Here is a 25180-nt window from a genome sequence, read left to right as displayed (position 1 = left end):
TCATGCGAAATCCATTGGGGTTCTTGCGCGGTCGCTATGTGCCGCGCACCCGCAGGGCGCGCATCGGAGCCGGGCTGCTCGCGGTCGCGCTGGTCATGGGTCTGGTGGTGGCGGTGACCGGGAAGCAGTACTACGACAGCACCGGTGCCCCGCTCGCCATCTGCGCGGATTTCCGGGACGCGGTCGGGCTGTACAAGGGCAATAAGGTCACCATGCTCGGTATCCAGGTCGGCACCATTACCGATATCGAACCGCGGGCCGAGGGCGTGCGGGTGCGGATGACGGTGGATCGCAAGCTGCGATTGCCGCAGCAGCTGGGCGCGGTCACCATCGCAAATTCGATCGTCACCGATCGTCGCGTCGAGCTCGGACCGGCCTACAGCGGCGGCGGCACCTTCGATTATCGCGGCTGTATTCCCGTCGAGCGCACCAAGACTCCGGTCGGCTTCACCGAGGCGATGCGGGCGGTGGCGAACCTGTCCGAGGATCTCACCGGGAAACCGCACGACGCTCCGCTTCAGGAGAAGGAACCCAATGTGCTGGGCGATTCGCTGGGGAAGATCGCCCAGCAGGTACAGGACAGCGCGGTGCCCTTGAACGGGGCCATTCGCAATATCTCGGATATCCTCGGCGATTCCGCGGCCGGGGCGAACTACATGATGGGCGCGATTCTCAAGGAGTTCCGCAAGGTCGGTGAGAATCTCGACCAGGGCGTCAGCGATGGCACCTTCGTCCTCGACGCGACCACCGATGTCGTCAATATCGTCAATCGCATCGGGCCCGATCTGGTGCGCATCATCTCCGATATCGCGGTGTGGGTGCCGCCGCTGGCCAACCTGCTGGTCTACAAATGGCTCAAGGTGATCATGCTCGGACTGGACGGGGTCATGCCTGTCATCTTCCAAATCCTCGGCCACACACAGAATTTCGTGGATCTGCTGAAGGATGTGCCACCGGCGCTACAGGGCGCTGCGAAGCTGTTCGACCAGAACCTGGGCGCGGGACGGCTGCAATATGTGCCGCCGAGTCTGCGCATCGATTCGGATATGGCGCGCGATATCTGCACCGTGGCCAAACCCTGGTACGCGCCGTGTGATCGGGCCTTCGCGCCGGGGGAGACCGTCGATCTGGGGCTGGTGCAGCTGGTGCTGTCCGCGGCCGGTGGGAGGTGAGCGCGATGCGCGGAAAGTGTTGGCGTGCGGTCATTCTCGGGGTACTCACGATGCTGGCGGTGACCGGTTGCGCGGTCCGCCCGCTGGATATGCCGCTGCCGGGAACGCGCTACGGGAAGCCGACCTATCAGGTGCGCGTCGAATTCGGCAATGTGCTGTCACTGCCGCTCAAGACCAAGGTGGAATTGAACGGCGCGCAGGTCGGCATCGTCGAATCCGTCACCGTGCGACCGCGTCCCGACGCCCAGGTGCCGGAACTGCCCGCTGATCAGCAGCCGTACTACCAGCCCACCGCGGTGCTGGCCATCGATCGGAATGTGCTGCTGCCCTTGGAAACCCGGGTGGAGATGGCGCAGCAGACGCTGCTCGGCGATACCTTCGTCAAACTCAGTATCCCGGAACACAATTCGGGGCGGATGCTGGGTCAGGGCGGCGTCATTCCGATCACCCAGACCAAACAGACCACCAGCGTCGAGCAGTACATGACCGCGGTGGTCGGCTGGGTCACCGGCGGCAATATCCCATTCGTGCAAAGCTTCGTATCCAGTGTGAATCAGGCCTTTCCGGCCGATTCCGGGGACTTCCGGGAGTTCATGTCGAAGTTCTCGGTAACCATCGAACGCGCCGGATCGAGTACCGCGCAGCTCAGCGCGATCCTCAATAACGCCACCACGGCGCTGGACACCTTTCGACAGGCGGAAGACGTGTGGCGCTTCGTCTTCGACCAGGCGCCGGTACTGCTGGCCGTGGTGCAGAAGGTGGTGCCCGACATCATGAGCTTCATCGAATCGCTGCGCGATCTGGCGGCGTACGCGGGCGATATCCTCGTCGACAAATCCAATCCGGCCGTCGACAACCGGGTGCGGCGCATCGATCGCTTCCTCGATGTGTGGACGCCACTGGCGCAGGCGGTGATCGCCACGCCCAATGAGGTGCCGCGCACGCTCGCCGCCGTGGACGCGCTGCTGAACAATAAGATCGTCCCGTTCCTGTCGGCGCGCGGACTGCCGTCGCTGGTGATCACCGATATCGCACCGCGCACCGCGCCGGAACTGCTCACCGGGGATCCCGAAGCCGACGCGCGCATTATCGCGGCCAATGAACAGGGCTTCCGCGACCGGGTGAATCCGGTCCTGAAATTGGTGGGGTTGGTGCGATGACGCGCAAAGTGCTGGTGTCGGCGCTGGCCATGGTGCTGCTGGCGGTCAGTGCCACGCTGTATCTCACCTACGGGGTCTTCGGATTCCGCCCGGGTGCGCGGACCTATTCGCTCTCGGTGCTGCTGCCGAGTTCCGGCGGGCTCATGCAGACCTCGCCGGTGACCCTGAACGGACTCCAGGTCGGCAAGGTCGTCACCCTCGCCAAGGCCGAAGGCGGTGTGCTGGCGCGGCTTTCGGTGAAAGCCGACTATTCCATCGCCATGGACTCCATGGTGACGGTGGCGAACCTGTCCGCAGTCGGTGAGCAGTACATCAACTTCGCGCCCAAATCCGCACGGGGACCGTACTTTCCGGATGGCGGCGTGGTGCCCGCGGCGCAGGTGGTGCAACCGCTCACCATCGCGCGGGCACTGGGCGGCGTGCAATCGGTGATGGCGCAGATCGATCCGGCCACCATCAACACCATTCTCCAGGGCGCCGACGTGGCCATTCGAGATGTCGGGCCCAGTATCGAGAAGCTGGTCGACTCGGGCAGCATGTTCGCCACCACGCTGCGGCAGAATCGCGAACTCATTCAGCGGCTGGTCGGATTCCTGGCCGGGGCGGCCGACGAATCCTCCGGGGAGAAGCTGGAATTGCTGCGGTCGAGCGCGGACCGGCTGGCCCACACGCTGCTGCCGGAGCTGCCGGTACTGCTCGATCAGCTGATCAGCATCACCGAGGAAAGCGGTGGGCGGCAGGTGATTCAGTTCATTCCACTCGGACAGCGGCTGATGGCGTATCTGACCACGCTCATCGGCAAGGGCGGACCGGCGCTCGAGGTATTGCGGCCCTATCTGTTCGACCCGGTGCAGGACTCGTACGTGGATCTGGGCAAGACCATGGACGGGCTACTCGCCGCCTTCCCGGACGGCAAGGGCTTCCGGGTGCTCGTCGATATACCGCACTAGGGGGTGCTGATGCGTTCACGTTGGAAACTATGGAGCGACAGGGGAATTCCGATCCCGATCCTCGGACTGGTGGCCGCACTGCTGGCGGTGGCCACCACGGTAGGGGTGATGTCGTACCGGAACTGGGATCTGTCCGGCCGGAACGATGCGCTCGAGAGCACGCTCGCCGACTATCGGCGCAAGGAAGCCGACTGCACCGCCGCTATCAAGGCGGGAACCGATTTCCTGGTGGCGGCCAATAACTTCGACTACCGCAAGCCCGAGGAATGGACCGCGAAGATGGCCGCCCTCACGGCCGGTCCGGTGCACGACTATTTCGCCACTCCCAAAGTGGCGCAGGACAATACCGACTTGATCAAGGCCGGGAAACTGCGCAAGACCGCTACCGTCTCCGATGCGGCCTGCACGGCGCAGCAGGGCAGCGCGGTACGGGTGATCGCGCAGATCGACGAGAGCACGCAGAATTTCCAGACACCCGATCCGGTGAAGACGACTTCCGCCGTATGGGTGCAGCTTTCGCGCGACAGCGGCAGCTGGAAGGCCGTCGATTCCGGGCGCGGGGATCAGGCGCTGCGCGGGGATCTGGCCGCCACCCAGCCTCCGGTCGCCCCCACCACCGCACCGCCGAGATAGGAGACCGACACCATGTGCGCGACAACGAAAAAGCCGGTCCGGCAACGATCCTGGCGCGACCGGCGCATAGCCCTGACCAAACGGCGCGTGCTCACCGCCCTCGCCGCCGCGGCGATCACGCTGGGCGGCAGCGCGGCGACCTGCGGCTATTTCGCGCTCGCGCGCGATGACGCCGCCGATCAGGTCAGCGCCGCCCAGGCGCACACCACCGATCGCGATGCCGCCACCAAAGCCGGATCGGACTTCCTCACCACCATGTTCACCGTCAACGACGGCAGCCTGGGTCGCTGGGACAGCGCGGTACTGGCGACCACCACCGACTCCATGCACGACCAACTCGGCCAATGGCGCACCGTGCTCGACAAACTGGTCAAGGCCCACCTCGAAATGGCAAGCACCGTAAAGGATATCGGCGTCGTCTCCCAGAACGGCGACGCACTGACCCTGCTCGCGGTCATCGAATCCACCGGCCGCACCGACCCGGACGCCAAGGAACCCGGCACCACCTACAGCTCGGCCCTGATCGACCTCCGCAAAATCGACAACACCTGGAAGATCTCCGGCTACGGCCCCGCAGGCGGCCTCCCACCCGCGGCCCCGAGCCCACCGGCCCCCACCCCCGACCAGACGCCGCGCTGAGGCGAAGGAACGAATTCCATGAGCACAGAGAAGAAGGACACACCGGTGGTCCCTGGCGAACTCGCCGCCCAGGCCGAGCCGACTCCGGCCGACGAGTTGGAGGTTGCTGCCGATCTGGTGGCGGCGGACGGGCATGCCGACGACGTCACCGCCGCCGAGAAGTCCGGCCAGGGTTCGGGGGTATCGGCTGCGCCGCATGATGATTCCGGGAGTGCGGCGTCAGTTGAGGATGCTGCCGAGGTTGGCAGCGGTGCAGTGTCCGTGGAGGCGGCGGGGCGCGCTCTATCCGGGCGTGCGCGGATTCGCATCGGGGATCGGGTTGGTCTCCCCGCCGTCGTCGGTGTCGCGGTAGCGGTGCTGCTATTGAGCGGTGGATTGGGGTTCGGTGCATGGCATTTCGCCGATGCGCGCAACGGGCTGCGGCATGGTGTCGCCGCGGCGGATGGGCAGGCGGCGGATCGGGCTGCGGCGCTGAAGGTCGGCGGTGATTTCCTGGCCACGGCCTACACGGTGGACGCGGTGAACGATAAGGGGATGGCCAAATGGAATGCGGCCATGACCGGTGCCACCACCGACACTCTGAAGGAGCAGGTGCGGCAGACCAAGGCGCTGTTGAGTCTGCTCGCGGAGTCCGATGCGAGCATGACCGGGGTGGTGTCCGATGCGGCGGTGATCAGTCAGAACGACACTCTGATCCGGATGCTCGCGGTGGTGAAGCTGACCGGCAAAGCGCCCGGGCAGGACGCTCCCACCACCGGGTCCGTCACCGAGTACGTCGACCTGATGAAGGTGGGCGGCCAATGGAAGGTGTTCGGGTACAAGGACATCGGCAGTAAGACCGGTGCGGGTCAGGACGGTGCACTGGCCGGGCTGCCCGCTGTGCAGCCGAGTCCGGGCAAGTAGGAGCTACGCGGCCGGCGTTCGGTGAGATGCGGCTGGCGAAGATTTCTCCAGCTCCTCGACCAACTGTCTCAGACAATGTACTCTGGCGGCAGTGTCCGGCATCGCCGCCGGGTGCGTTCATCGTGGAGGAGTTATTGATGACCGCGCAGACCAGGAACGCCGGAGGCGATCACACCTCTGATTCGGTCACCATAGAATTGCGCGGGCCCGCGAGTCTGCCGCTGCGCATCGCACATCCGCTGTCCTACAACACACTTCGGCGTGGAGTGAACGGGCTCGTGTGGTTGAGCCGCCTGCGGCCGGTGCACGGGCGGACCGCGATTTTCGCACCCGTCGAGCTGGCCGATCCGCTGGCGCGGGTGCTGGTTCCGCCACGCGGTACCCGGCGGCGGGCGGTGACTTTCGACCGCTTCCGAGCCGAATGGGTGTGGAATGCCAATACCGTTGACCCGCAGCGTGTTCAGGACGCGGCGATACTCTACTTCCACGGCGGTGTCTTCATCGCGGGTGGGCTCAATTCTCACCGCCGGATCGTGGCGCGCATTGCCCGCGAGAGCGGTATGCCACTGCTGAATGTGGATTATCGGCAGATGCCGTGGGCGCACCTGACCGAGACCATCGAGGACGCGGTACGCGCGTATCAGTATCTGCTGGACGAAGGCTTCGAGCCCGAACGCATTATCTTCGCCGGGGATTCGGCCGGCGGCGGGCTGGCCTTCACCACCGCGCTGGAGGCGCGCAATCGCGGGCTGCCCATCCCGGGGGGAATCGTCGCCATCGCCCCGTGGGCGAATCTGGACTCCACCGATAAGCTCACGCACCCGAATAATGCGATCGACCCGTTGCTTTCGGCCGAGGCGCTGGCGATTCCCGCGGCCTGGGGTATCGCGGTGGACGGCAAACTGGATCCGATGCTGTCACCGGTGAATCGCGATTTCACCGGTCTGCCACCGGTGCTCATCCAGGTCGGTTCCACCGAGGTATTGCGCGCCGATGCCGATCAACTCGCGCAATGCTGTGCCGAGGCCGGCGTGGAATGCCGGGTTCAAGTGTGGGACAAAGCTATTCACGTATTCCACGCGGCCGCCGATATTCTCCCCGACGCCCGCGCCGCGATCCGCGAGATCGGCGAATTCAATCAGCGCGTCGTGCACGGTGAGGTATCCGCCTGGCTCGCCCCGCGACCGCGCCTGCGTGATCGGATATTTCGACGCCGTATGGCTACATAACGGTCGTCTTGTTCGCCGCACCTGGCGCGCCCGCCCGATCCGGGTAGGCTCGCGGACAAGGGATTCGGCCGTCAACGGGAAAAGACAGGACCACGACCGTGGGCAAATCCATGACACCCCAGGATCTATTGCGCGAACTCGAGCCGGTGGCGGAAGACAATCTGAACCGGCACCTATCGGTGGCCAAGCCCTGGCATCCGCACGATTTCGTGCCGTGGGACGAAGGCCGCAATTTCGCAGCCATGGGCGGAATCGATTGGGATCCCGACCAATCCAAGTTGAGCCCGCTCGCGCGCGCCGCGATGATCACCAACCTGCTCACCGAGGACAATCTGCCCTCCTACCACCGGTTGATCTCCGATTCCTTCTCCCGCGACCGCGCCTGGCGCACCTGGGTGGATCGCTGGACCGCCGAGGAGAACCGGCACGGCATCGCCATTCGCGACTATCTGGTCGTCACCCGCGGCGTCGATCCCGTCGCCCTGGAGAACGCCCGCATGATCTGCATGGGTCAGGGCGTCGACGACCCCACCGGCACCGGTGACCACAGCGTCCTCCCCGGCGTCGCCTACGTGACCTTCCAAGAGCTGGCCACCCGGGTCTCACATCGCAATACCGGCAAGGTCTGCGACGACCCGATCGCCGATCGCCTGCTCGCGCGCATCGCCACCGATGAGAACCTGCACATGGTCTTCTACCGCAATATCTGCGCCGCGGCCCTGGACCTGGTCCCCGACGACGCCCTCGAAGCCATCTCGGCGGTCATCCTCAACTTCAAGATGCCCGGCGCGGGCATGCCCGACTTCCGCCGCAACAGCGTCCTGCTCGCCAAACACGGCATCTACGACCTCCGCCAGCACCTGGACGAGGTCCTGCTCCCCGTCCTACGCAAATGGAACATCTTCGACCGCACCGACTTCACCCCCCGCGGCGACCGCATCCGCGACGACCTGGCCGCCCACCTCGACCAACTGGCCAAGGACGTCATCCGCTTCGAAGAACAACGCGACCGCTCCCTGGCCCGCGAAGCCGCCCGCCGCGCCCGCGAATCCGTCTAACGCCGAACCTCCATCGCCGCGTCCTGTGGATAGCGAACCGGTTATCCACATATCGGTTTCGCGAGTCCGCGGACGCGGTTCGAGTCCTAGTGTTGAGCTTCGACGAAGGGGAGCTCATGGGGGATCTACTGCGCGCCGACCTGGACGCACTGCGCGCCATGGCAGCCGCCGTCCGCGTGGAGGCCGAGACCATCGCCGCGATCGATCCGGTCGAACTGATCGCGAAAGTCGGCCCGGCCATGCCGAATTCCGCCATCGGCACGGCAGCCGCCGGAGCGGGTGCGCCGATCGCGGCCGCGCTGCGTGAACTCGCCGAACGCTTGACCGCACTATCGGGCGTGGTCGAACACGGCGTGAAGTCCTACGAGGAGGTGGACGCCGCGCTCGGAGCCCAACTCGACAGCTATATGCGCGGATCGTCCTAACCAGTTCGCCCATTCGGCCGGAGTTCACCGACAGGCGCTGTGGCGGTGAGGAGGGGAGGGAATTGGCTCGAGCCACCATGTCTCAGCTGCGGGGCTGGCGGCCGGATGCCGCCGGGGTGGCGAGTGATGCCGTGGTCGAGGCGAATCTGCGGTTCGTCGCAGCCATGCGCGAGGTCGGGCGACAGGTTGATGCGACTGTGCTCGGGTGGCGGGGCGCGGCGGCCACCGCGGGGGAACTGCGCGCGCTCGGGGCACAGCTGACGGCGAATCATATCGGTGCGGCCATCTCCGATATCGCCGATGCGCTCGCCGACGCCGCCGCGCTCGCACATGTCTGCGCGCTGGTTCGCGAGATCGAGAGCGATGCCGTCGCCAACGGCTGCGTAGTCGATGAGGACGGACGCGTCATCGCGCCGAAGGCCGATACCGGTAATGCCGCTTTGGATCTCGTCTTGCAGGCGTGCTTCGAGGCGAAGGCCGCCGCACTGCACGCCCGGCTGACTCCGTTGCTCGATCTGGCGGGGGAGACCGATGCGCGGGTCGGGGCTCGGCTCGCCGCCGCGGTGTCGGCTTTGGTCGCGCTGGGCACCGATCCGCGGGGCGGGCCGATGGATCAGCGGGTGCGATCGATCCTCGACGGGAACGCCTTCCTGCCCGATGATCCGAAAGCCCTTGCGGAGCTGTGGGATTCACTCTCACCCGCTGACCAGGACGCGCTGTTCGCGTTCGATCCGCTGATCGGGAATCGGGACGGGCTGCCCGCGGTGGCGCGCGATTTCTACAACCGCGTCGATCTGGACCGATTGCGCACCGCCGCGACGGCCGAACTGAGCGCACTCGACGCCCTGCATCCGGGCTGGGCCGACCGCACGAACCTTCCCGATACCGCCCACGACTGGCATGTCCTGTGGCGCTGGGAGGAGCAACGGCAGCTGATCCGCGCCCAGCTCGCGGACTACGCGGCGGTGACCGTCGCCGCCGCGCACACCGAATCCGGTGGCCCGCCAAGGTTTCTGCTCGGCGTGGACACTCGCGGACAAGGCGCGATAGCCCTGAACAATCCCGACGCCGCGAGCAATATCGCGACCTTCGTACCCGGCACCGCGTCACCGCTGTCGGGTATCGGCACGGGCGTGGGCCGGGCGCGAGCGCTGCTCGAGGCGGCGGGCCGGGCCGATAGGTCGGCGCGTACTTCGGTCATCGCCTGGTACGGCTATGCCGCGCCGCCCGTACTCGGCAGCGCGCTCGACGACGGCTATGCCGAGGACGGTGCGCCCGCGCTGGATCAATTCGAGAACGGCTTGCGTGTGACGCATGCCGCGATGCCGTCCAATAACACCGTTGTCGGGCACAGCTACGGCAGTACGTTAATTGGTGTGGCCGCCAGTCACGGCAATTCCATCGCGGCCGACAATCTGATCTTCGTGGGCAGTCCGGGCGTGGAAGTCGATCGCGCCGTCGAATTGCGTTTGGACGGCATCGATCCCGCGCACAATCGCGCGCACGTCTTCGCCACGGCCGATCCGGCCGACCCGATCCCGAAACTCGGGCATTTCATCCATGGCGCCGATCCGACCGATCCCGATTTCGGCGCAACGGTTTTCGGCTCTTCGGGTGCGACGCTCGACCTGCCGCTACTGCGCGAACTCCCGATCGATCCCTGGGTGCACGGCAACTATTGGGATACCGCGAATCCGGCATTGCGCACGCAGGGCGAAATCATTGCGGGCCGCTATCGCCCCTGATCGCCGCTGACCGCAAACACTGTCGCGCGGAGTGCGCAAATGGGTTGCGGGTACATAGCGGAGGTGCGAGTAAAGCATGAATTGGCCAGCTGACCAACTTGGTTTGAAACGGTTGGGTTCATGCTAGGGTTCCCGGCAGTACAGGCGGGAAATCGGAGACAAATGCGCACCGAGGACATCAACAGGAAGTTCAAACTGCATGACGAGCGCAGGCTTGCCGCGCAACTTCCGGAGCAGTTGCAGGGTCTTGATGTGGTCGGTTTTGTCAGGGTCGACGAGTTTCCGGCAGAGTTGCTGAACTCCTTCGGGGAGTTCGCCGCGGCCACCGTCGAGCCGTTCACCCGGATCTACCGCAATGCCCAGCCCAATCGCATCGACGCCTGGTTGCTGGAGTTGCTGCGCCTGGGCCGGATCGGCGATCGCTTCTTCCTGCGCACCGGACTCGAGTACTTCCCCTGGGCGGATTGCCGGGTACTGGACCACCGCTGGCTGGAATCGCTGCGCCGGGTGATCGGCCCGAATCAGGGCTTCATCTCCCAGGACAAGACCTCGGCAGCCATGACCATCGGCGCACAGTACGAAATGCTGGGCTTCCTGCGTCCGGTCCCGCCCCCGGAGGCGATCGCGCCGAGCGCCACCGAGCAGACCGTTCTGCTCTCGGCCGTTCCCGAACGGCCCGCCGACCTCGAAACCACCATGCTCATCTCGCGGGTGGAGACCTCCGCGCCGACCGAGCGCATGACTCGCGAGCCGATTCGCCCGGCCGAGGACGTATCCGCGCCCAGCGAACAGTTCTGATTCCGCGCGATTCGGCGTGCGCGTCCGGGGGTGAGTCGCGGCCGAACCGCTTTCGGCCCCACACCGTGGTTCTGGTACCAGCGGATCGCCGAATCGAAGGTGCCGGAATATGTGGACATTTCACGGCCTGCCCGTGCACGTACTGCTCGTGCACGGCATTGTCGTCCTGGTACCGCTGACCGCGGTGCTGTTGATCGTATGCGGGGTGTGGCCCGCGGCCAGGAGGCGTTTCATCTGGCCGACCGCCGCGCTAGCGGTTCTGGTGACGGCGTTGACGCCGTTGACCATCGAAGCGGGGGAGTGGCTGCAGCAGCGGCTCGGTTCACCACCGCTGATCGATCAGCACGCGCACTTGGGCGGGCAGATGCTGTATTTCGTTGTCCCCCTGCTGATCACCGCGGCACTGCTGGTGCTGGTGCAGGTGCGCGAGGGACGGGGCAAACCGCTGGGACGAGCGCTGCTCGTGCTCGTGGCGGTGCTCACGGTGGCGGCCGGATCGGCGGCCATGGTGCAGACCTATCGGGTCGGCGACTCGGGAGCTCGCGCGGTGTGGACCGGCGTCGGAAGTTGAATCCGTCGCATCCGAGATTGTCGTGACCCGGCGCCCGGTCTGCGGGCGGGCGCCGGGTCACGGCAACCCGGCACGGTCAGACCTTGCGGATGACCGTGACGACTTTGCCGAGAATCTGGGCGTCATTGCCCGGAATCGGCTCGAACAGCGGGTTGTGCGGCATCAGCAACACCTGGGAACCGGTGCGCTTGAAGGTCTTCACGGTGGCCTCGCCGTCGATCATGGCGGCGACGATATCGCCGTTATCGGCCACATTCTGCTGGCGTACGACCACCCAGTCGCCATCGCAGATGGCGGCTTCGATCATGGACTGGCCGACGACCTTCAGCAGGAACAGCGAACCCTCACCGACCAATTCGCGCGGCAGCGGGAACACATCCTCCACCGCCTGCTCGGCCAGTATCGGACCACCGGCCGCGATCCGGCCCAGTACCGGTACGTAGGTGGGGATCGGGTGATCGCCCGTGCCGTCCGATTCGGTGGTGACCGAACGCAACTGCGCCACACCGGAACTGGCGCGCAATGCCGTTTCGTCCAGCCCGCGCACGTCTACCGCCCGGGGTCTGTTCGGATCGCGGCGCAGATAGCCCTTGCGTTCCAGGGCGCGTAGCTGATGCGCCACCGAGGAGGTCGAAGTGAGGCCGACGGCGTCACCGATCTCCCGAATGCTGGGGGGATAACCGCGGTCGCTCACCGAGCTTCGGATGACCTCTAGCACCTTGCGCTGGCGGACGGTGAGATCCGTCCCCGTGCCGGATGTTTCGGCTCCATCCCCGATCTGGTCGGCTGGACCGTTGTCACCCTCCACAGCGCCGTGTTCGCTCACCGCCGCAGTCCTCCGTTCACCGCTGTGTCTCACCGGAATTGGCCTCCGAGGCGACTCGCGCCGCACGTCCGGAGATCTCGTGCCTCGACTGTAGACCGAGACTCGCGGCTGATCAAACATCTGTTCGACGCATGTCGCGCGAATACGCGACATTGTCGGTCGAACGTGGTAGAAATTCGAACATCAGTTCTTCGAACACATGAGCGAGTCAACCGTCCAGAGTTATACGGCAGGTCAACCCGGGAGGTTTCTTCGATGCGCACTCTGATCAGCGAATTAGACACCGTTGGAAGCGATTTCGGCTTCGACAGCATCCCCTGGGAGCTGCGCGCCGCTCGTGGTCCCGAACGCGTCGCCGCGGGGCTCGGTCTGCCCGCGGCGGACCGGCGGCCATGCCGCGCCCGGGTGCAGCCCGTCGGCCGCGCCCATGCGCGCGTCGGCCGCCCGCATATCGTGACGCGCCGTCCCGTCGGCCAATCCCGCGGTATGCATCCGCTCAATCGCGTCCAGCGCGCGCAGATCGGCTTCGCCGCGCTCGCGCTCACCGCCCTGATGACCGCGATGGCGGTCGTCGGCTTGATCGCCCTCGCGCAATTGCGCGCCGGCGAATTCGGTTCGCAGACGGCCTCGGTCGTCGATGTGGCACCCGCGCCCGCGCACTGATCCGATGCGCCACCGCGCTCCGAATCCGGCCTGCACCACAGGGGATGGCGGTGCAGTCGCCACGAGATTGCGAGCGCGGTCGCCCCGCGATAGCCGGCCGCCCGGCGGGCGGCTGCCCCGTAATCGATAGGGAAGCCCGGCCAGTCGGTGTGGCCGGAAATGCAGATTGAAAACTGAAACGCGTTGCTACGGTGCCCCAGATGTGACACAGGCTACAGTCACGCCGGCCCCGGGTGGACCGGCGTGTATCGCAAGGGGACACCATGGCGCAAGGCACCGCCCGCACGCGGGCAGGCGTGTACGCACCACACCAACCGGACTCCGAATCCGCACGAGCCCACCGGTATTCACGCACGTCGGATCTCGTTCGAGCGTCCCTCGGTGCCCGAGCGGGGCACGCGGGTGATCACGGTCGAGGCGAGTACGGGCATCGAGTTGATGCGATCGGCCGCGTCGATCGTGCGGGGCGGATCGTTGCGGGCGGTCGAGCCGATTCGGTGGGCCATGCCGATGGAGATATGCGAATCGCGCATGACATGCACGCTCGTCGGGTGGCCGGGCCGATCGGCAGGACCGGTTCACCTCGCCCGGGTGTGCTGTTGGCCGCGCTGATCGCGCTGGTCTTCGGGTTCGTCGCGGTTCCGGCGCAGGCCGAATCCGCGTACGCCGCATATCTGGATCTGCCGTCCGTCAATGGGGACGGTGCGGGCGGGGGCGGGTTGAATCCCGCGTTGCCGCTCGATCCGGCGGAATTGCGCGGTGCGCTCGATCAGGCACGGGCCGCCGGTGTCGCGCCGCAGCGGTATGCGACTCTGCTGCATCAGTATTGGCTGACGGTCGCCACCCGCAATGCCGATATCGACCTGGGCGCTTGGGATCCCGCGCGCGGCGTGCCCGCGAACTCGCGAACCTTCGTGCAGGTGTACGTGAATTACCTGCGGCTCAATAACGAGCATCCGGACTTCTACTGGGTCGGGCTGGCCGGGCTGGCGGGCGGATCGTTCGCCTCCGGCTTCTTCGATATGGGCGATGTGGCCAATATCGTGAGCGTCCCGGGCGTGCATCAGTTGGGCGGCGCGGTCGCCGATCTGCTGCGCGGCACGCCCGCCGAACTGCTGAATCTGCTGCCCGCCGATATCAAGACGCTCGGCACCGAGGGTGAGCGGCTCACCGCCGAGGATCTGATCTGGTACCAGACCCGGCTGATGATCATGCAGAAGCACATCTTCATCGACCAGGTGCCCATGCACGAGGCCTACGCCGCCGCGGGCCTGGCCGGGGTCGAGGAGATGTACCGCGCGGGCGTGCTGGACGAGAACGCCGTCACCGCCTGGCGTGAGATCGACCACGGTGACGCGGCCGGTCTGGCCGATGCCGCGCTGCGCATGACCGACCGCGAACAGAACCAGATCATCGCCGACCAATGGGATGTCACCTCGTCCGGGCGCGGGGTGATGGGCCGGGTCATGACCTATGTGAGCACCGTCGCGGGCAAGGCCGCCGTACCCGGCGTCCTGGCCCCGGGTGTGTTCGCGCCCACCACCATCACCGCGGGTGGTATGTCCCTGCGCACCCCGCTGCCCGACTTCAACTGGGCCGATCGCGACACGCGTTGGAACTACATCACCCACGACCTGCTGCCGCGCTATCTGGAGCTCTCCGCGAACCAGTCCATCGCGAGACCCATTCTGGCGGAACCATTTACGGACAAACTCGCATCCGGCCGACTGCTCCGCAGACTGCCGGATCTGCTCGGTGATCTCACCGCGCAATGGCAGCTGACCACCTGATTGCGGCCGCTCACCCGGGCGGACGCACGCCGACTTCGCCGGTCCGGGTATCCTCGAGGTTGCTGAGGAGCCCAGGCCCCGACGAAGGATCCCCCGGATGCATTGCCCGTACTGTCGTCACCCAGACTCGAGGGTGGTCGACTCGCGTGAGGCCGAAGAAGGCAGCGCCATCAGAAGGCGACGTGCCTGTCCGGAGTGTGGGCGGAGGTTCTCCACGGTCGAAACCGCGATCCTGTCGGTGGTCAAGCGCAGCGGCGTGAGTGAACCGTTCAGCCGCGAGAAGGTGGTGCGCGGTGTCCGCCGTGCCTGCCAGGGCCGCGAGGTCGATGACGACGCTCTCAACCTGCTCGCACAGCAGGTCGAGGATGCGGTGCGCGCCAAGGGCTCTCCCGAGGTGCCCAGCCATGAGGTCGGCCTGGCCATCCTCGGCCCGCTGCGCGATCTCGATGAGGTCGCCTACCTCCGCTTCGCCTCGGTGTACCGATCCTTCAGTTCCGCCGAGGATTTCGAGCAGGAGATCGCCTCGCTCCGCAAACACCGCGCCGAACACGCGGTGGGCGCGACCGCCTCCGACTGACGGATAACCCCTCCGCCACCAAACGAATTCGTGCCCACCTGCTCGAAAGCGGGTGGGCACGACCGGTTGGATATAGCCCGCGCCCGCGCGAGCCGCCGTACAGGGTTCCGATGAGCGCCCGGATACGCCACGGCGTTGGTCAGCGCTTGGCCGGGGGCCGCCGGGCGGCGTCGATGGCCTTTTCGATGCGTTTGGTGGAGACGGCGTAGGGAGTGCCGAGCTGCTGCGCGAAGAGGCTGACGCGGAGTTCCTCGATCATCCACCAGATTTCGAGGATGTCGCGGCCATTGCGGCGGCCTTCGGGGAGCAGTTCCAGCAGGCGATCGTAAGCGGCGTGCACGCGGTCCAACTCGGCCATGCCCGCGCGATCGCGATTGGCCGAGGCGGGGAGTGCTTCCAGACGCAGCCGGGCTGCTTCCAGATAGCGGGGCAGTTCGCGCAAACGCGTACTGCCCCATTCGGAGACGAAGCCGCGGAAGACCAGATCGTCGAGTTGATGGGTGACGTCCTGGGCGGCTTCGCGGTCGCGGGTGTCGGCCAGCGCCGCACGTACGCGATGCGCCTCCGCCAGGACCGGGACCACCAAACGCACTGTCTGGGCGACGGTTCCGGTGAAATTCGGGCGCACCTTGTCCACCAGCGCCTTGAACTGCTCGGGGCTGCGCACCGGACCGCCGTGCTTGGCGATCAGTTCATCGGCGGCGCAGGCACGGCAGTCCTCCAGCAGTCCGTCCAGTGAACCGTACGGATTCTGGCTCAGCGCAAGGCGATCGGTGGGCGGCAATGCCGCGGTCACCGACCGTGCCGAGGTGGGCAGCGCGTTGAGCAGCAGCGTGCGGGTACCGGTGCGCATGGCCGCGGCCTGCTCATTGGGTGAGCTGAGCACCCGCACCGCGACGCCGTCACCCTCGGAAACCAGTGCGGGATAACCGGTAATGGTCTGCCCGCCGACCTGACGGCGCACCGTCGGCTCCAGCGTGCCGAGCGATTCGGAGGTCCACACCGCGGCCGGGGCGCGCTCGGCGGCGGCGGTCGCCCGCGCCACCGATTTCGACACCTGCGGTGCGAGACGGGTTTTCAGCGCCGCGAGACTCTTGTCACGATCGACGATGGTGCCCGCGCCGTCGGTGGCGGCGAAAGTCACACGCAGATGATCGGGTAGCGCCGCCGGATCGATATCGGCGGGCGCGATGGTGGCCGATCCGAGCCGGGACAGCTCGCGCGCCAGCCCGGTGCGCAGCGGTTCCGCGCGTGGAGTCAGCGCCGCCAGTGCGGCATTCGCGAAGTCTGGCGCGGGCACGACCAGACGGCGCAGCTGTTTGGGCAGGGTCTTGATGAGCGCGGTGGCGAGCTCCTCGCGCATACCCGGCACCAGCCAGTCGAAGCCGACCGCGCGCACATGCGCCAGCTGCGGCACCGGAATATGCACCGTCACACCGTCATCGGCATTGCCGGGCTCGAATTGATAGGTGAGCGGGAAGATCAGCTCACCCTGCCGCCAGCTGTCCGGGTACGCGGTCGGATCCAGCAGTGCCGCATCCTCATTGACCACGGTCGAGGCGGTGAAATCCAGCAGTGCCGGATCCTGTCGCTGCGCCTTGCGCCACCAGCTGTCGAAATGCCGCACCGACACCACATCGGCCGGAATGCGGCCGTCGTAGAAATCGAACAGCACCTGATCGTCGACCAGGATGTCGCGTCGCCGCACCCGATGCTCCAAATCGGCCACATCGTCGAGCAATTCGCGATTCCGCTCGAAGAACTCGTGTCGCGTCTGCCATTCGCCCTGCACCAGTGCGTGCCGGATGAACAGTTCGCGCGAGAGCTCCGGATCGATCCGCCCGAAATCCACCCGCCGCTGCGTGACCAGCGGAATCCCGTACAGCGTCACCCGCTCGTAGGCCAGCGCCGCACCCCGCTTGGACGACCAATGCGGTTCGGAGTAGGTGCGTTTCACCAACTCCCCGGCGAGTCGCTCGGCCCATTCGGGTTCGATCCGAGCCGCCGTCCGCCCCCACAGCCGCGACGTCTCCACCAACTCGGCGGCCATCACCCAGCGCGGTGCCTTCTTCGCCAGCGATGACCCCGGGAAAATCATGAACTTGGCATTGCGCGCGCCCAGGAACTCCCGGCTCTCGGCCTCCCGCACCCCGATATGCGACAGCATGCCCGCCAGCAACGCCTGATGAATCGACGTCACATCCCACGGCATGGCCTCATCCGCCGCGGCCGCCTGTGCCGCCAGCCGAATGGAGAGGTCGCCCCTGCCCGAGTTCGCGGAATTCTCCGCTCCCGCAGCCTTGTTCGCGGTGCTGCGTCCGCCGCCGCGGCGGTTCCTGCGGCCGCTCTCGGGGCGTCCGCCGTCGGACTGTTCGATGTCCTCGGAACGCTGTGCACCGCTTGCGGATTGGTCGCTCTCGGTGGACCAGCCGAGACCGCGGGTGATGGTGCGGAGCTGGCCGTGCAGATCCTGCCATTCGCGGATGCGCAGGTAGTGCAGGAATTCGTCGCGGCACATGCGGCGGAACTGGTTGGAGGACAGCGATTTACGCTGCTCGCCGAGGTAGTCCCAAAGTTTGAGGTACGCCAGGAAGTCCGAGCCGTCCACATTGAAGCGGGCGTGTTTGGTGTCGGCGGCCTGCTGGAATTCCACCGGGCGCTCGCGCACATCCTGAATCGACAGTGCGGCGACGATGATCAGCACTTCGGCCAGACACCCGGTGCGATTGGCCTCGACCAGCATGCGCGCCATGCGCGGATCCACCGGCAGCTGCGCCATTTCCCGGCCGATGGGCGTGAGAACCAGTCCGGCGTCCGGTATTTCGGCCCGGTCGGCCTCCTCGGTGCGCCGGGCGAGCGCGCCCAGCTCCTCGAGCAGTGCGATGCCATCGCGGATCGCGCGATTGTCGGGGGCCTCCACGAACGGGAAACTCTCGATATCGCCGAGCCCGAGCGCGGTCATCTGCAGGATGACCGCGGCCAGATTCGTGCGCAGGATCTCGGGTTCGGTGAACTGCGGCCGCGATTCGAAGTCGTCCTCGGAGTACAGCCGGATGGCGATACCGTCCGCGACACGACCGCAACGCCCCGAGCGCTGTCGCGCCGATGCCTGCGAAATCGGTTCGATGGGCAGTCGCTGCACCTTGGTGCGCATGGAGTACCGCGAGATACGCGCGGTACCGGGATCGACCACATAGCGAATCCCGGGCACGGTCAGCGAGGTCTCGGCGACATTGGTCGCCAGCACCACGCGCCGCCCGGCATGCGAACTGAACACCTTGTGCTGTTCGGCCGCCGACAGCCGCGCGTACAGCGGCAGAATCTCGGTGCGCGGCAATCGCATATCGCGCAGCGTGTCCGCGGTATCGCGGATTTCGCGCTCACCGGACAGGAACACCAGAATGTCCCCGTCGCCCTCGGCGAGCAGTTCGCGCACCGCGTCCCCGATGGCATCGGTGGGATCGCGATCCACCACCTGCGTGTCCTCGTCATCGGGATCATCCGAGGTGAGCGGAACCTCCAGCGAGAGCGGCTGATACCGGATCTCCACCGGGAAGGATCGCCCCGACACCTCCACAATCGGTGCGGGCGTGCCCTTCTCATCGCTGAAGTGCCGGGCGAACAGTTCCGGATCGATGGTGGCCGAGGTGATGATGAGCTTGAGATCCGGCCGCTTGGGCAGCAGCTGCTTCAGATATCCCATCAGGAAGTCGATATTGAGCGACCGCTCATGCGCCTCATCGATAATGATGGTGTCGTAGCGGCGAAGTAGCCGATCCCGCTGGATCTCGGCAAGCAGAATGCCGTCGGTCATGAGCTTGACCAGCGTGCGATCCGACGCCTGATCGGTGAAGCGGACGGTATAGCCGACCACATCACCCAGTTCACCGCCGAGTTCCTCGGCAATGCGCTCGGCAACGGTGCGCGCGGCCAGTCGCCGCGGCTGGGTGTGCCCGATGGTGCCGCGCACACCCCGCCCGAGTTCGAGGCAGATCTTCGGAATCTGGGTGGTCTTACCCGAGCCGGTCTCACCGGCCACGATCACGACCTGATGCTCGGCGATGGCCTTGGCGATATCGTCGCGGCGCGCGGACACCGGCAGCTGTTCCGGGTACCGGATCTCGGGCACGGCGGCGCGGCGGGCGTCGACGCGGCGTTGAGCGGCGTCGATATCTGTTTCGAGTTGAGTGAGGTCACCGCCGCGGACCTGGTCGAGACGCCGACGCAACCGATGTTCGTCGCGGATCGAGAGGTCGGCCAGGCGGGAACGCAGCTCGCGAGAAGTGGCGGCAGTCCTGGTCATTGCACCGTCAAGCGTAGCGAAGTCATTGCCCGGACCGCTCGGCGCGGTGGCGCATTTCGCTGAGGGGTGATTGCCCTATGTGTGCTGTATCGGCGTATCGTCCGCGTTTCCGGTCCGTCGCATGCGACCATCGGGCAATGAACACCACAGCTGGGACGCCTTTGTGGATTCGAGGGTTGCGGTTCGCCTTCGGTGTGCTCACCCTGGTCGCCCTGCTGGACGGACCGCTGCGCAATATCCACACCGCCGGGTATTCGTACGCGAACTACTTCAGCTACTTCACCATTCAGTCCAACCTTCTGGCCATGGTGGTGCTGCTGGTCGGGGCCGTGCGCGATCCGGGCGACCGGCGCTGGCAGCTGCTGCGCTGCGGAGCCGTGCTGTACATGGTGATCACCGGCATCATCTACGCGCTGCTGCTGTCGAATATCGATGTGCAGATGGAAGGCCAGTGGACCAATTCGGTCCTGCACCGCATCATCCCGATCGTGATGCTGGCCGATTGGCTGCTGGTCGTCGCGCCCGCGGTGAAGCTGACCGTCCGCATGATCGGCGGACTGCTCATCTACCCGCTGTTGTACGGCGTGTACACGCTGATCCGCGGGGCGATCGTGGACTGGTACCCGTATCCGTTCATCGATCCGCGCGGCCCCGGCTACCTGGAGCTGGCGGGCAAGTTGGTGCTGCTGGCGATCGTCTTCGCCTTCCTGGCCGCCTCGGTGCTCGCCCTGAACGGTATGGTCGCCCGCTTCTGGCGCGAAAGCCGCACGCACATCAGCTGATTCAGAGTTCGCGCGTCATGAATACGCTGTGCGGATCGTCGGTGTAGTCCGCGAACGGCCCGCAGTGCTCGAACCCGTGGCGTTCGTACAGCCGCACCGCCGGCGCGTAAAAATCCCCGGATCCGGTCTCCAGGCTCAGTCGCGTGTATCCGCGCGCCCGGGCCTGGTCCATGATGTGCCGCAGCAGCAGCGAGGCCACTCCGCGCCCGCGAAATGCCGTGGTCATGCGCATGGACTTGATCTCCGCGAAGCCGGGATCGTGTTCCTTGAGCGCACCGCAGCCCGCGAGTTCATCGCCCTCCCAGACCGACCAGAAGGTGATGTCGGGCTTGCGCAGCGCGGCCACGTCCAGCGCGTGCATGCTGTCCTCGGGGGAGTTCTCCAGCATCTCGGCCACATGGTCCTCCAGTAGCCCGATCACCTCGGATCCGGACAGATCGTCCATCACAATGCGCATACGTCCAGGCTATCGATACCGGTTGGTCGGCAGGATCGGGCCGGTGACCGCCGGGAAATTCGCTGGCCAGTGCGATGGACCCGGTTCTAACCTCGGAGTTCGTTCGAATCCAGGAAAGGGATCGATGGAAGCGACTGTCACGGTGACCCCGGATCAGTTGCCGGAGTTGCTGCTGCACGTCGCGGTGGTGCGGCCGGTATTTCTGTGGGGTGCGCCCGGAATCGGGAAGAGCTCGCTGGTGCGGGCATTCGCCGATTCGCTCGGACTGGAGTGCGTCACCCTGCTCGGCACCCAGCTCGCCCCGGAGGATCTCATCGGGGTGCCGCAGATCGTGAATGATCGCAGCCGTTTCGCGCCGCCGGAGATGATCGCCCGCGAACAGCCGTACTGCCTGTTCCTCGACGAGTTGAATGCCGCGCCCGCCGAGGTGCAGAAATCCTTCTACTCGCTGATTCTCGATCGCCGCGTCGGCAATTACGAACTGCCCGCCGGATCGGTGGTGATCGGGGCCGGTAACCGCGCCACCGATAACGCGCTGGCCCGGCCCATGGCCTCGGCGCTGGTGAACCGCATGGTGCACGTACACCTGCGCGCCGATGTCGACGACTGGCTGAAGTGGGCCGCGCACAACGATATTCACCCCTGGGTGGTGGAGTATCTGACGCAGCGACCCGATCATCTGTGGGCCACCCCGCCCAAGACCGAGCAGCCGTTCTCCACCCCGCGCGGCTGGCACATGCTCTCGGATGCGTTGCACTCCTACGGAAATGGGATCGAGGACACCGCGCTGTGGGTGCTGTCCTCCGGAACCCTCACCACCGCACACGCTTCCGGGTTCCGCGCCTTCGTCAAGACGGTGCGGCACGCGTTCGATCTGGAAGCGGTCATCAAGGGTGATGCGGGCTGGCCGCGTGAGCCCGCGGACCGCGATCTGCTGTTCTTCCTGTCCGAGGCGTTTCGCGCCCGCCTGATCAAGGAGCTGCCGGAATCGCGGGAGCACGCCTCGGCGGGGCTGAAACGCTTTGTGCTGCGGGCGAAGAGCATGCTCACCGAGCTCGCGGAGATCTCGGTGGAATGCGCGCAGCTGGTGATCGCCGCCGATGACGACGGGGTGCCGGTGCTGCCGACCTGGTTCCTGATCGAGGTCACGCGGGATCTGCCGCGACTGGCGGCGCGGCGGTAGTCGATGGCGGGACGATCTACGCGCAAGCGCCGCAAGGTAGTGGACCCCTGGCACGCGAATATGCTCGCCGGGTGGGCGCTGGTGTGCGAGAACCCGCTGTTCCGCTGGGCGCGGCGCGCGTTGTACGAGGCTCAGGGGGAACTCCCGCCGCAGGTGTGGGCGGTGGTATCCGGTTCCGGCACAGTCTTTTTCAATCCGAAGCGGCGAGCCGAACCGGAGGAGTGGGCTTGGCATTTCGCACATCTGCTGCTGCACTTGGGTTTCGGGCACGCCGATCCGCGTGACAAGCCCGCGCGAGTGCTGGAAGAGAACGTGCTCGTCGAACTCAGGCTCAACGATCCGCTGTCTCCGCATCCGGTGTATCGCGCGGCGTGCTGCGCCGTGGTGGATCAGTACCTGCTGACCTTGAAGGTCGGCCGTGCCCCGGTGGATCTGCCGTCCGCACCCGGCGGCTCCGACGAGGTCGCGCTTGCCGAACGCTGGTGGCCCACCGGGGTTCCCGAGCGATACCGGCAGCCGGACCTCCCCGATTTCTTCATCGGCACCGCTGAGAACGCCAAGAATCAGGATTTCGGCAGGCAGTTCGCGATCGGGATCAGCGAGGCCGCACGGGCTGCCCTGGATATCGCCGGTAGTGATGTCACGCGCGGTAAGCAGCAGGTGTTGCGGCCGTGGGATCGCGCGCTGAACTGGTTCGTCTCCTCCTACCCGTTGCTCGGCGCGCTCGCCGCCGGAATGAAGATCGTCGCCGAGGCGGAAGTGGCTCGCGGCTGGGATATTTCGATCGCGGCGGTGAATGCCGAGGCCGCGGAGATCTATGTCAATCCGTTCGCCGCGCTCACCGATGAGGAGTGGAAATTCGTTCTCGCGCACGAAATGCTGCATGCCGCACTGCGACACGGTGAGCGGGCGGCCTGGCGGGATCACTATCTGTTCAATATCGCGTGCGATTACGTGGTCAACGGCTGGCTGGCGGAAATGGGCGTGGGGGAGCTGCCCGAGGGGCTGCTGTACGACCCGGAGCTGAAAGGTCTTTCGGCGGAACAGATTTACGACCGCATCGCGGGAGACCTGCGTCGCATGCGCCGCCTGGCGACCCTGCGCGGGCGCGGGCAGGGCGATATCTTCGGCGAACCACTGCCGCACGGCGGCACTCCCGGCCGATACGTGGATCTGGATCAGTACTACCGGGGCGCGCTCGCCAACGGTCTGGCCTATCACCTGTCCAGTGGCCGTGGTCTGCTGCCCGCCGGTCTGGAACAGGAGATCCGCGCCCTGGATCAGCCGCCGCTTCCGTGGGATGCCCAATTGGCGCAGTGGTTCGACGAATTCGTTCCCGCCGTCGAGAAGCGCCGCAGCTATGCGCGTGCCTCCCGCCGCCAGTCCTCGACCCCCGATATCCCGCGCCCGGCGTGGATGCGGCCGGAGGAATCGGTCCGGCTGCCTACCTTCGGCGTGGTCCTGGACACCTCGGGTTCCATGTCCGCCACCCTCATGGGCAAGGGCCTGGGTGCGATCGCCGCCTATGCTCGCGCCCGCGATGTGCCGCGCGCTCGGGTCATCTACTGCGACGCGGCCGCCCACGATGCCGGTTACCTGCCGGTGGATGACATCGCCTCGCGAGTTCGCGTGCGCGGCCGTGGCGGCACGGTATTGCAGCCCGGCATCCGTCTGCTCGAACGTGCCGAGGACTTCCCCTCCGAGGCCCCGGTCCTGATCATCACCGACGGCATGTGCGATGTGCTCCGCGTCCGCACCGAACACGCCTACCTGATCCCCGCTGGCGCTTCCCTCCCGTTCCGCCCGCGCGGCCCGGTCTTCCGCATGAGCTGAGCCCGAACGGCAAGCCTGTACACGGGGCCGGTAAGCGCCGCACCGATCGCCGCGCCGGACGCATTCATGAGGACATCGTCCACCGAGGACACGCGGCCGAGATCGAACGCGTACTGGGCGATCTCCAGCAGGCCCGAGAGCGCCGCGCCGACCAGGAACATCCGGAGCACGCCCGTGAAGCGCGGCAGGCGCAGGGGCAGCAGTAGGCCCAAGGGCAGAAACACGATCAGATTCGCGCCCACCTGTACGAACGCCTTCTCGGGGCCATCAGCCAGCGTTTCGAAGAGATCGCGCAGCGGCAGCAGACTGACCTCGCGCTCCCCTCCGGTCGGAGTCAGGATCATCCAGATCCACGGCACCGTGCCGATGAGAATCCCGGCCTCCGTCACCGTCTTCCGCACCGCGACCGCCCGCACCTGTTCCCGCCGCACCCACAGCACGAACCAAATCCCCACCGTCAGCACCGGAACCGCGAGCGCCCACGCCGTGAGCACCCCACCCCACATCTCCCATACCTGCCGCATGGCAACAAGCTAGCGGTCGGTTTCGAGGAGCCCATGGGGAAATGTGAGGATCTTGCGCGCTTCGGATTCCGTGGGGCGGTGACGCGCCGGGGGTTCGGCGGGGGAAAGGCAGTGCCGGGGAGGGGAGTTCGATGCCACCATGGAGGTGATCGGGACTCCGCGCTGAGAGGTGGTGGGGTGTGGCGGAATTCGTGCATGAGTACGCGGCGCTGCGCTGGGTGGTGGCGGCCGCGTTCGGTGTTGCGCTGGTGATTGTGCTGGGGCGCTTGTCCTCGGTGCGGCCCGCCGGTGCGGCTACGACGGCTGGGGAGGGTGAGGGCAACGCGACGGTGCGGGGAAGCGCCGCGTCGGGCCGGGGGTATGCGCACGGGTGGGGTGAGGTTTCCGAACCGGTGTCCACGGTGGGCTGGGCGGGTATGTCCGGTCAGGGAAATGTATTGGCGGGCAGTGGGTTTCGAGGGCTCGATCAGGAGTCGGACGCGGCGCATCTGCTCATGTGCCTGGTGATGCTGGCCATGCTGGTGTTTCCGGCGGCGGCTGATCCGCGTGCGCTGCGGGGAGTGCTGACGGCCATGGTGGTGGTGTACGCGGCGCTGCTGGCGGCGCGAATCGTGCGGTGGCGCAGCGTGAGTGTGGCCGCGTTCGGCTATCACGTGGTGGCGGCCGGGGCGATGTTGTACGCCATGGGCGGGCACGGGGAGCACGGTATGCATATGTCGGGCGGGCCCGCGCCCTGGCTGATGCTCACCCTGGCCGCGCTTTTCACGGTCGACGCGGTGGTGATGGCGGTGCCGTGGTCGCGCCGGGTACTGCGGCATGTGTTCCCGCATCCGGTGGGCACGGGGCCGACGGCCGTGGTGCCGCATCTGGTGATGGATATCGGGACGGCCTACATGCTCGTCCTCGCGGTCGCGGGCTGAGCCGGAGCGATTCTCGGCTGCGCGCACGAGCGGCTGGCC

The 25180-nt window shown here is 66.4% G+C and carries 24 protein-coding genes; 19 read left to right on the top strand and 5 right to left on the bottom strand.

The genetic code is table 11. From position 1 onward, the window contains the following. The first annotated feature begins 2 nt into the window (after window positions 1–2). From ACFC0O_RS06015 to ACFC0O_RS05960, 12 genes are all read left to right on the top strand, one after another. Window positions 3–1172, top strand: a complete 1170-nt coding sequence (locus ACFC0O_RS06015; protein WP_375954228.1) for an MlaD family protein — start codon at window positions 3–5, stop codon at window positions 1170–1172. Window positions 1173–1177: 5 nt separating this feature from the next. Beyond that, complete coding sequence (locus tag ACFC0O_RS06010) at window positions 1178–2332, top strand: MlaD family protein (protein WP_375954226.1); 1155 nt, start codon at window positions 1178–1180, stop codon at window positions 2330–2332. After that, window positions 2329–3282 carry an MlaD family protein gene (locus tag ACFC0O_RS06005; RefSeq protein ID WP_375954224.1) on the top strand — a complete coding sequence of 318 codons (954 nt, stop codon included), beginning with the start codon at window positions 2329–2331 and terminating at the stop codon, window positions 3280–3282. Before ACFC0O_RS06010 ends, ACFC0O_RS06005 begins: the two co-directional genes overlap by 4 nt. A gap of 9 nt (window positions 3283–3291) precedes the next feature. After that, entirely contained in the window at window positions 3292–3915 is a 624-nt protein-coding gene (locus ACFC0O_RS06000) for a hypothetical protein (protein WP_375954223.1), read from the top strand. A gap of 12 nt (window positions 3916–3927) precedes the next feature. Further along, complete coding sequence (locus ACFC0O_RS05995) at window positions 3928–4554, top strand: hypothetical protein (protein ID WP_375954221.1); 627 nt, start codon at window positions 3928–3930, stop codon at window positions 4552–4554. Between the two features lie 18 nt (window positions 4555–4572). Beyond that, window positions 4573–5457 (top strand): hypothetical protein, encoded by an 885-nt coding sequence (locus ACFC0O_RS05990; RefSeq protein WP_375954220.1) that lies wholly within the window; start codon window positions 4573–4575, stop codon window positions 5455–5457. A 137-nt stretch (window positions 5458–5594) separates the two neighbouring features. Further along, on the top strand, window positions 5595–6686 hold the full coding sequence (locus ACFC0O_RS05985; RefSeq protein ID WP_375954218.1) for an alpha/beta hydrolase: 1092 nt from the start codon (window positions 5595–5597) through the stop codon (window positions 6684–6686). Window positions 6687–6796: 110 nt separating this feature from the next. Beyond that, window positions 6797–7744 carry an acyl-ACP desaturase gene (locus tag ACFC0O_RS05980; protein WP_375955980.1) on the top strand — a complete coding sequence of 316 codons (948 nt, stop codon included), beginning with the start codon at window positions 6797–6799 and terminating at the stop codon, window positions 7742–7744. Window positions 7745–7836: 92 nt separating this feature from the next. Next, the gene (locus tag ACFC0O_RS05975; protein ID WP_375954216.1) at window positions 7837–8169 is read left to right on the top strand and encodes a hypothetical protein; all 333 of its coding nucleotides are present in this window, start codon (window positions 7837–7839) and stop codon (window positions 8167–8169) included. Between the two features lie 77 nt (window positions 8170–8246). Further along, the gene (locus ACFC0O_RS05970) at window positions 8247–9914 is read left to right on the top strand and encodes an alpha/beta hydrolase (protein WP_375954214.1); all 1668 of its coding nucleotides are present in this window, start codon (window positions 8247–8249) and stop codon (window positions 9912–9914) included. A 162-nt stretch (window positions 9915–10076) separates the two neighbouring features. Next, entirely contained in the window at window positions 10077–10712 is a 636-nt protein-coding gene (locus tag ACFC0O_RS05965; protein ID WP_375954212.1) for a hypothetical protein, read from the top strand. 109 nt (window positions 10713–10821) lie between these two features. Continuing rightward, complete coding sequence (locus ACFC0O_RS05960; protein ID WP_375954210.1) at window positions 10822–11283, top strand: DUF2231 domain-containing protein; 462 nt, start codon at window positions 10822–10824, stop codon at window positions 11281–11283. 76 nt (window positions 11284–11359) lie between these two features. Here ACFC0O_RS05960 and lexA read toward each other — a convergent pair whose 3' ends face one another. After that, window positions 11360–12061 (bottom strand): transcriptional repressor LexA, encoded by a 702-nt coding sequence (lexA, locus tag ACFC0O_RS05955; RefSeq protein WP_364632796.1) that lies wholly within the window; start codon window positions 12059–12061, stop codon window positions 11360–11362. 303 nt (window positions 12062–12364) lie between these two features. Here lexA and ACFC0O_RS05950 point away from each other — a divergent pair, with 303 nt between their 5' ends. Then, window positions 12365–12772 (top strand): hypothetical protein, encoded by a 408-nt coding sequence (locus ACFC0O_RS05950; RefSeq protein ID WP_375954209.1) that lies wholly within the window; start codon window positions 12365–12367, stop codon window positions 12770–12772. 347 nt (window positions 12773–13119) lie between these two features. Here the strand turns inward: ACFC0O_RS05950 and ACFC0O_RS05945 are convergent, their stop codons facing one another. Next, on the bottom strand, window positions 13120–13305 hold the full coding sequence (locus ACFC0O_RS05945; protein ID WP_375954207.1) for a hypothetical protein: 186 nt from the start codon (window positions 13303–13305) through the stop codon (window positions 13120–13122). 18 nt (window positions 13306–13323) lie between these two features. Between ACFC0O_RS05945 and ACFC0O_RS05940 the strand changes: the two genes are divergently transcribed. Beyond that, on the top strand, window positions 13324–14562 hold the full coding sequence (locus tag ACFC0O_RS05940; protein ID WP_375954205.1) for a hypothetical protein: 1239 nt from the start codon (window positions 13324–13326) through the stop codon (window positions 14560–14562). A 97-nt stretch (window positions 14563–14659) separates the two neighbouring features. Further along, a complete protein-coding gene (nrdR, locus tag ACFC0O_RS05935; protein WP_364631378.1) occupies window positions 14660–15139 on the top strand; it encodes a transcriptional regulator NrdR in 480 nt (159 codons plus the stop codon). 139 nt (window positions 15140–15278) lie between these two features. On the opposite strand, the gene hrpA is transcribed toward nrdR, so the two are convergent. Beyond that, complete coding sequence (gene hrpA, locus ACFC0O_RS05930) at window positions 15279–19442, bottom strand: ATP-dependent RNA helicase HrpA (RefSeq protein ID WP_375954203.1); 4164 nt, start codon at window positions 19440–19442, stop codon at window positions 15279–15281. Window positions 19443–19579: 137 nt separating this feature from the next. Between hrpA and ACFC0O_RS05925 the strand changes: the two genes are divergently transcribed. Then, window positions 19580–20224: a Pr6Pr family membrane protein gene (locus tag ACFC0O_RS05925; RefSeq protein WP_375954201.1), complete on the top strand. Its 645-nt coding sequence runs from the start codon at window positions 19580–19582 to the stop codon at window positions 20222–20224. 1 nt (window position 20225) lies between these two features. Here ACFC0O_RS05925 and ACFC0O_RS05920 read toward each other — a convergent pair whose 3' ends face one another. Continuing rightward, window positions 20226–20681 carry a GNAT family N-acetyltransferase gene (locus tag ACFC0O_RS05920; RefSeq protein WP_375954199.1) on the bottom strand — a complete coding sequence of 152 codons (456 nt, stop codon included), beginning with the start codon at window positions 20679–20681 and terminating at the stop codon, window positions 20226–20228. A 124-nt stretch (window positions 20682–20805) separates the two neighbouring features. On the opposite strand from ACFC0O_RS05920, the gene ACFC0O_RS05915 reads away from it, so the two are divergent. After that, on the top strand, window positions 20806–21864 hold the full coding sequence (locus tag ACFC0O_RS05915; RefSeq protein WP_375954197.1) for an ATP-binding protein: 1059 nt from the start codon (window positions 20806–20808) through the stop codon (window positions 21862–21864). Window positions 21865–21867: 3 nt separating this feature from the next. Then, window positions 21868–23697, top strand: a complete 1830-nt coding sequence (locus tag ACFC0O_RS05910) for a hypothetical protein (RefSeq protein WP_375954195.1) — start codon at window positions 21868–21870, stop codon at window positions 23695–23697. Here the strand turns inward: ACFC0O_RS05910 and ACFC0O_RS05905 are convergent. Further along, window positions 23631–24221 carry a VanZ family protein gene (locus ACFC0O_RS05905; protein WP_375954193.1) on the bottom strand — a complete coding sequence of 197 codons (591 nt, stop codon included), beginning with the start codon at window positions 24219–24221 and terminating at the stop codon, window positions 23631–23633. The genes ACFC0O_RS05910 and ACFC0O_RS05905 overlap by 67 nt on opposite strands. Window positions 24222–24400: 179 nt before the next feature. On the opposite strand from ACFC0O_RS05905, the gene ACFC0O_RS05900 reads away from it, so the two are divergent. After that, window positions 24401–25141 (top strand): DUF5134 domain-containing protein, encoded by a 741-nt coding sequence (locus ACFC0O_RS05900; protein WP_375954191.1) that lies wholly within the window; start codon window positions 24401–24403, stop codon window positions 25139–25141. The last annotated feature ends 39 nt before the right edge of the window (window positions 25142–25180 follow it).

The organism is Nocardia sp. NPDC056100 (assembly GCF_042266325.1).
Lineage (GTDB): Bacteria > Actinomycetota > Actinomycetes > Mycobacteriales > Mycobacteriaceae > Nocardia.
Note: the sequence above shows the minus strand (reverse complement) of the source record. Positions and strands in the feature narration are given on the sequence as shown.

Coding starts and splice junctions, on each gene's coding strand:
- ACFC0O_RS06015 (WP_375954228.1), top strand. CDS start 3: ATGCGAAATCCATTGGGGTTCTTGCGCGGTCGCTATGTGCCGCGCACC.
- ACFC0O_RS06010 (WP_375954226.1), top strand. CDS start 1,178: ATGCGCGGAAAGTGTTGGCGTGCGGTCATTCTCGGGGTACTCACGATG.
- ACFC0O_RS06005 (WP_375954224.1), top strand. CDS start 2,329: ATGACGCGCAAAGTGCTGGTGTCGGCGCTGGCCATGGTGCTGCTGGCG.
- ACFC0O_RS06000 (WP_375954223.1), top strand. CDS start 3,292: ATGCGTTCACGTTGGAAACTATGGAGCGACAGGGGAATTCCGATCCCG.
- ACFC0O_RS05995 (WP_375954221.1), top strand. CDS start 3,928: ATGTGCGCGACAACGAAAAAGCCGGTCCGGCAACGATCCTGGCGCGAC.
- ACFC0O_RS05990 (WP_375954220.1), top strand. CDS start 4,573: ATGAGCACAGAGAAGAAGGACACACCGGTGGTCCCTGGCGAACTCGCC.
- ACFC0O_RS05985 (WP_375954218.1), top strand. CDS start 5,595: ATGACCGCGCAGACCAGGAACGCCGGAGGCGATCACACCTCTGATTCG.
- ACFC0O_RS05980 (WP_375955980.1), top strand. CDS start 6,797: ATGACACCCCAGGATCTATTGCGCGAACTCGAGCCGGTGGCGGAAGAC.
- ACFC0O_RS05970 (WP_375954214.1), top strand. CDS start 8,247: ATGTCTCAGCTGCGGGGCTGGCGGCCGGATGCCGCCGGGGTGGCGAGT.
- ACFC0O_RS05965 (WP_375954212.1), top strand. CDS start 10,077: ATGCGCACCGAGGACATCAACAGGAAGTTCAAACTGCATGACGAGCGC.
- ACFC0O_RS05960 (WP_375954210.1), top strand. CDS start 10,822: ATGTGGACATTTCACGGCCTGCCCGTGCACGTACTGCTCGTGCACGGC.
- ACFC0O_RS05950 (WP_375954209.1), top strand. CDS start 12,365: ATGCGCACTCTGATCAGCGAATTAGACACCGTTGGAAGCGATTTCGGC.
- ACFC0O_RS05945 (WP_375954207.1), bottom strand. CDS start 13,305: ATGCGCGATTCGCATATCTCCATCGGCATGGCCCACCGAATCGGCTCG.
- nrdR (WP_364631378.1), top strand. CDS start 14,660: ATGCATTGCCCGTACTGTCGTCACCCAGACTCGAGGGTGGTCGACTCG.
- hrpA (WP_375954203.1), bottom strand. CDS start 19,442: ATGACCAGGACTGCCGCCACTTCTCGCGAGCTGCGTTCCCGCCTGGCC.
- ACFC0O_RS05925 (WP_375954201.1), top strand. CDS start 19,580: ATGAACACCACAGCTGGGACGCCTTTGTGGATTCGAGGGTTGCGGTTC.
- ACFC0O_RS05920 (WP_375954199.1), bottom strand. CDS start 20,681: ATGCGCATTGTGATGGACGATCTGTCCGGATCCGAGGTGATCGGGCTA.
- ACFC0O_RS05915 (WP_375954197.1), top strand. CDS start 20,806: ATGGAAGCGACTGTCACGGTGACCCCGGATCAGTTGCCGGAGTTGCTG.
- ACFC0O_RS05910 (WP_375954195.1), top strand. CDS start 21,868: ATGGCGGGACGATCTACGCGCAAGCGCCGCAAGGTAGTGGACCCCTGG.
- ACFC0O_RS05905 (WP_375954193.1), bottom strand. CDS start 24,221: ATGCGGCAGGTATGGGAGATGTGGGGTGGGGTGCTCACGGCGTGGGCG.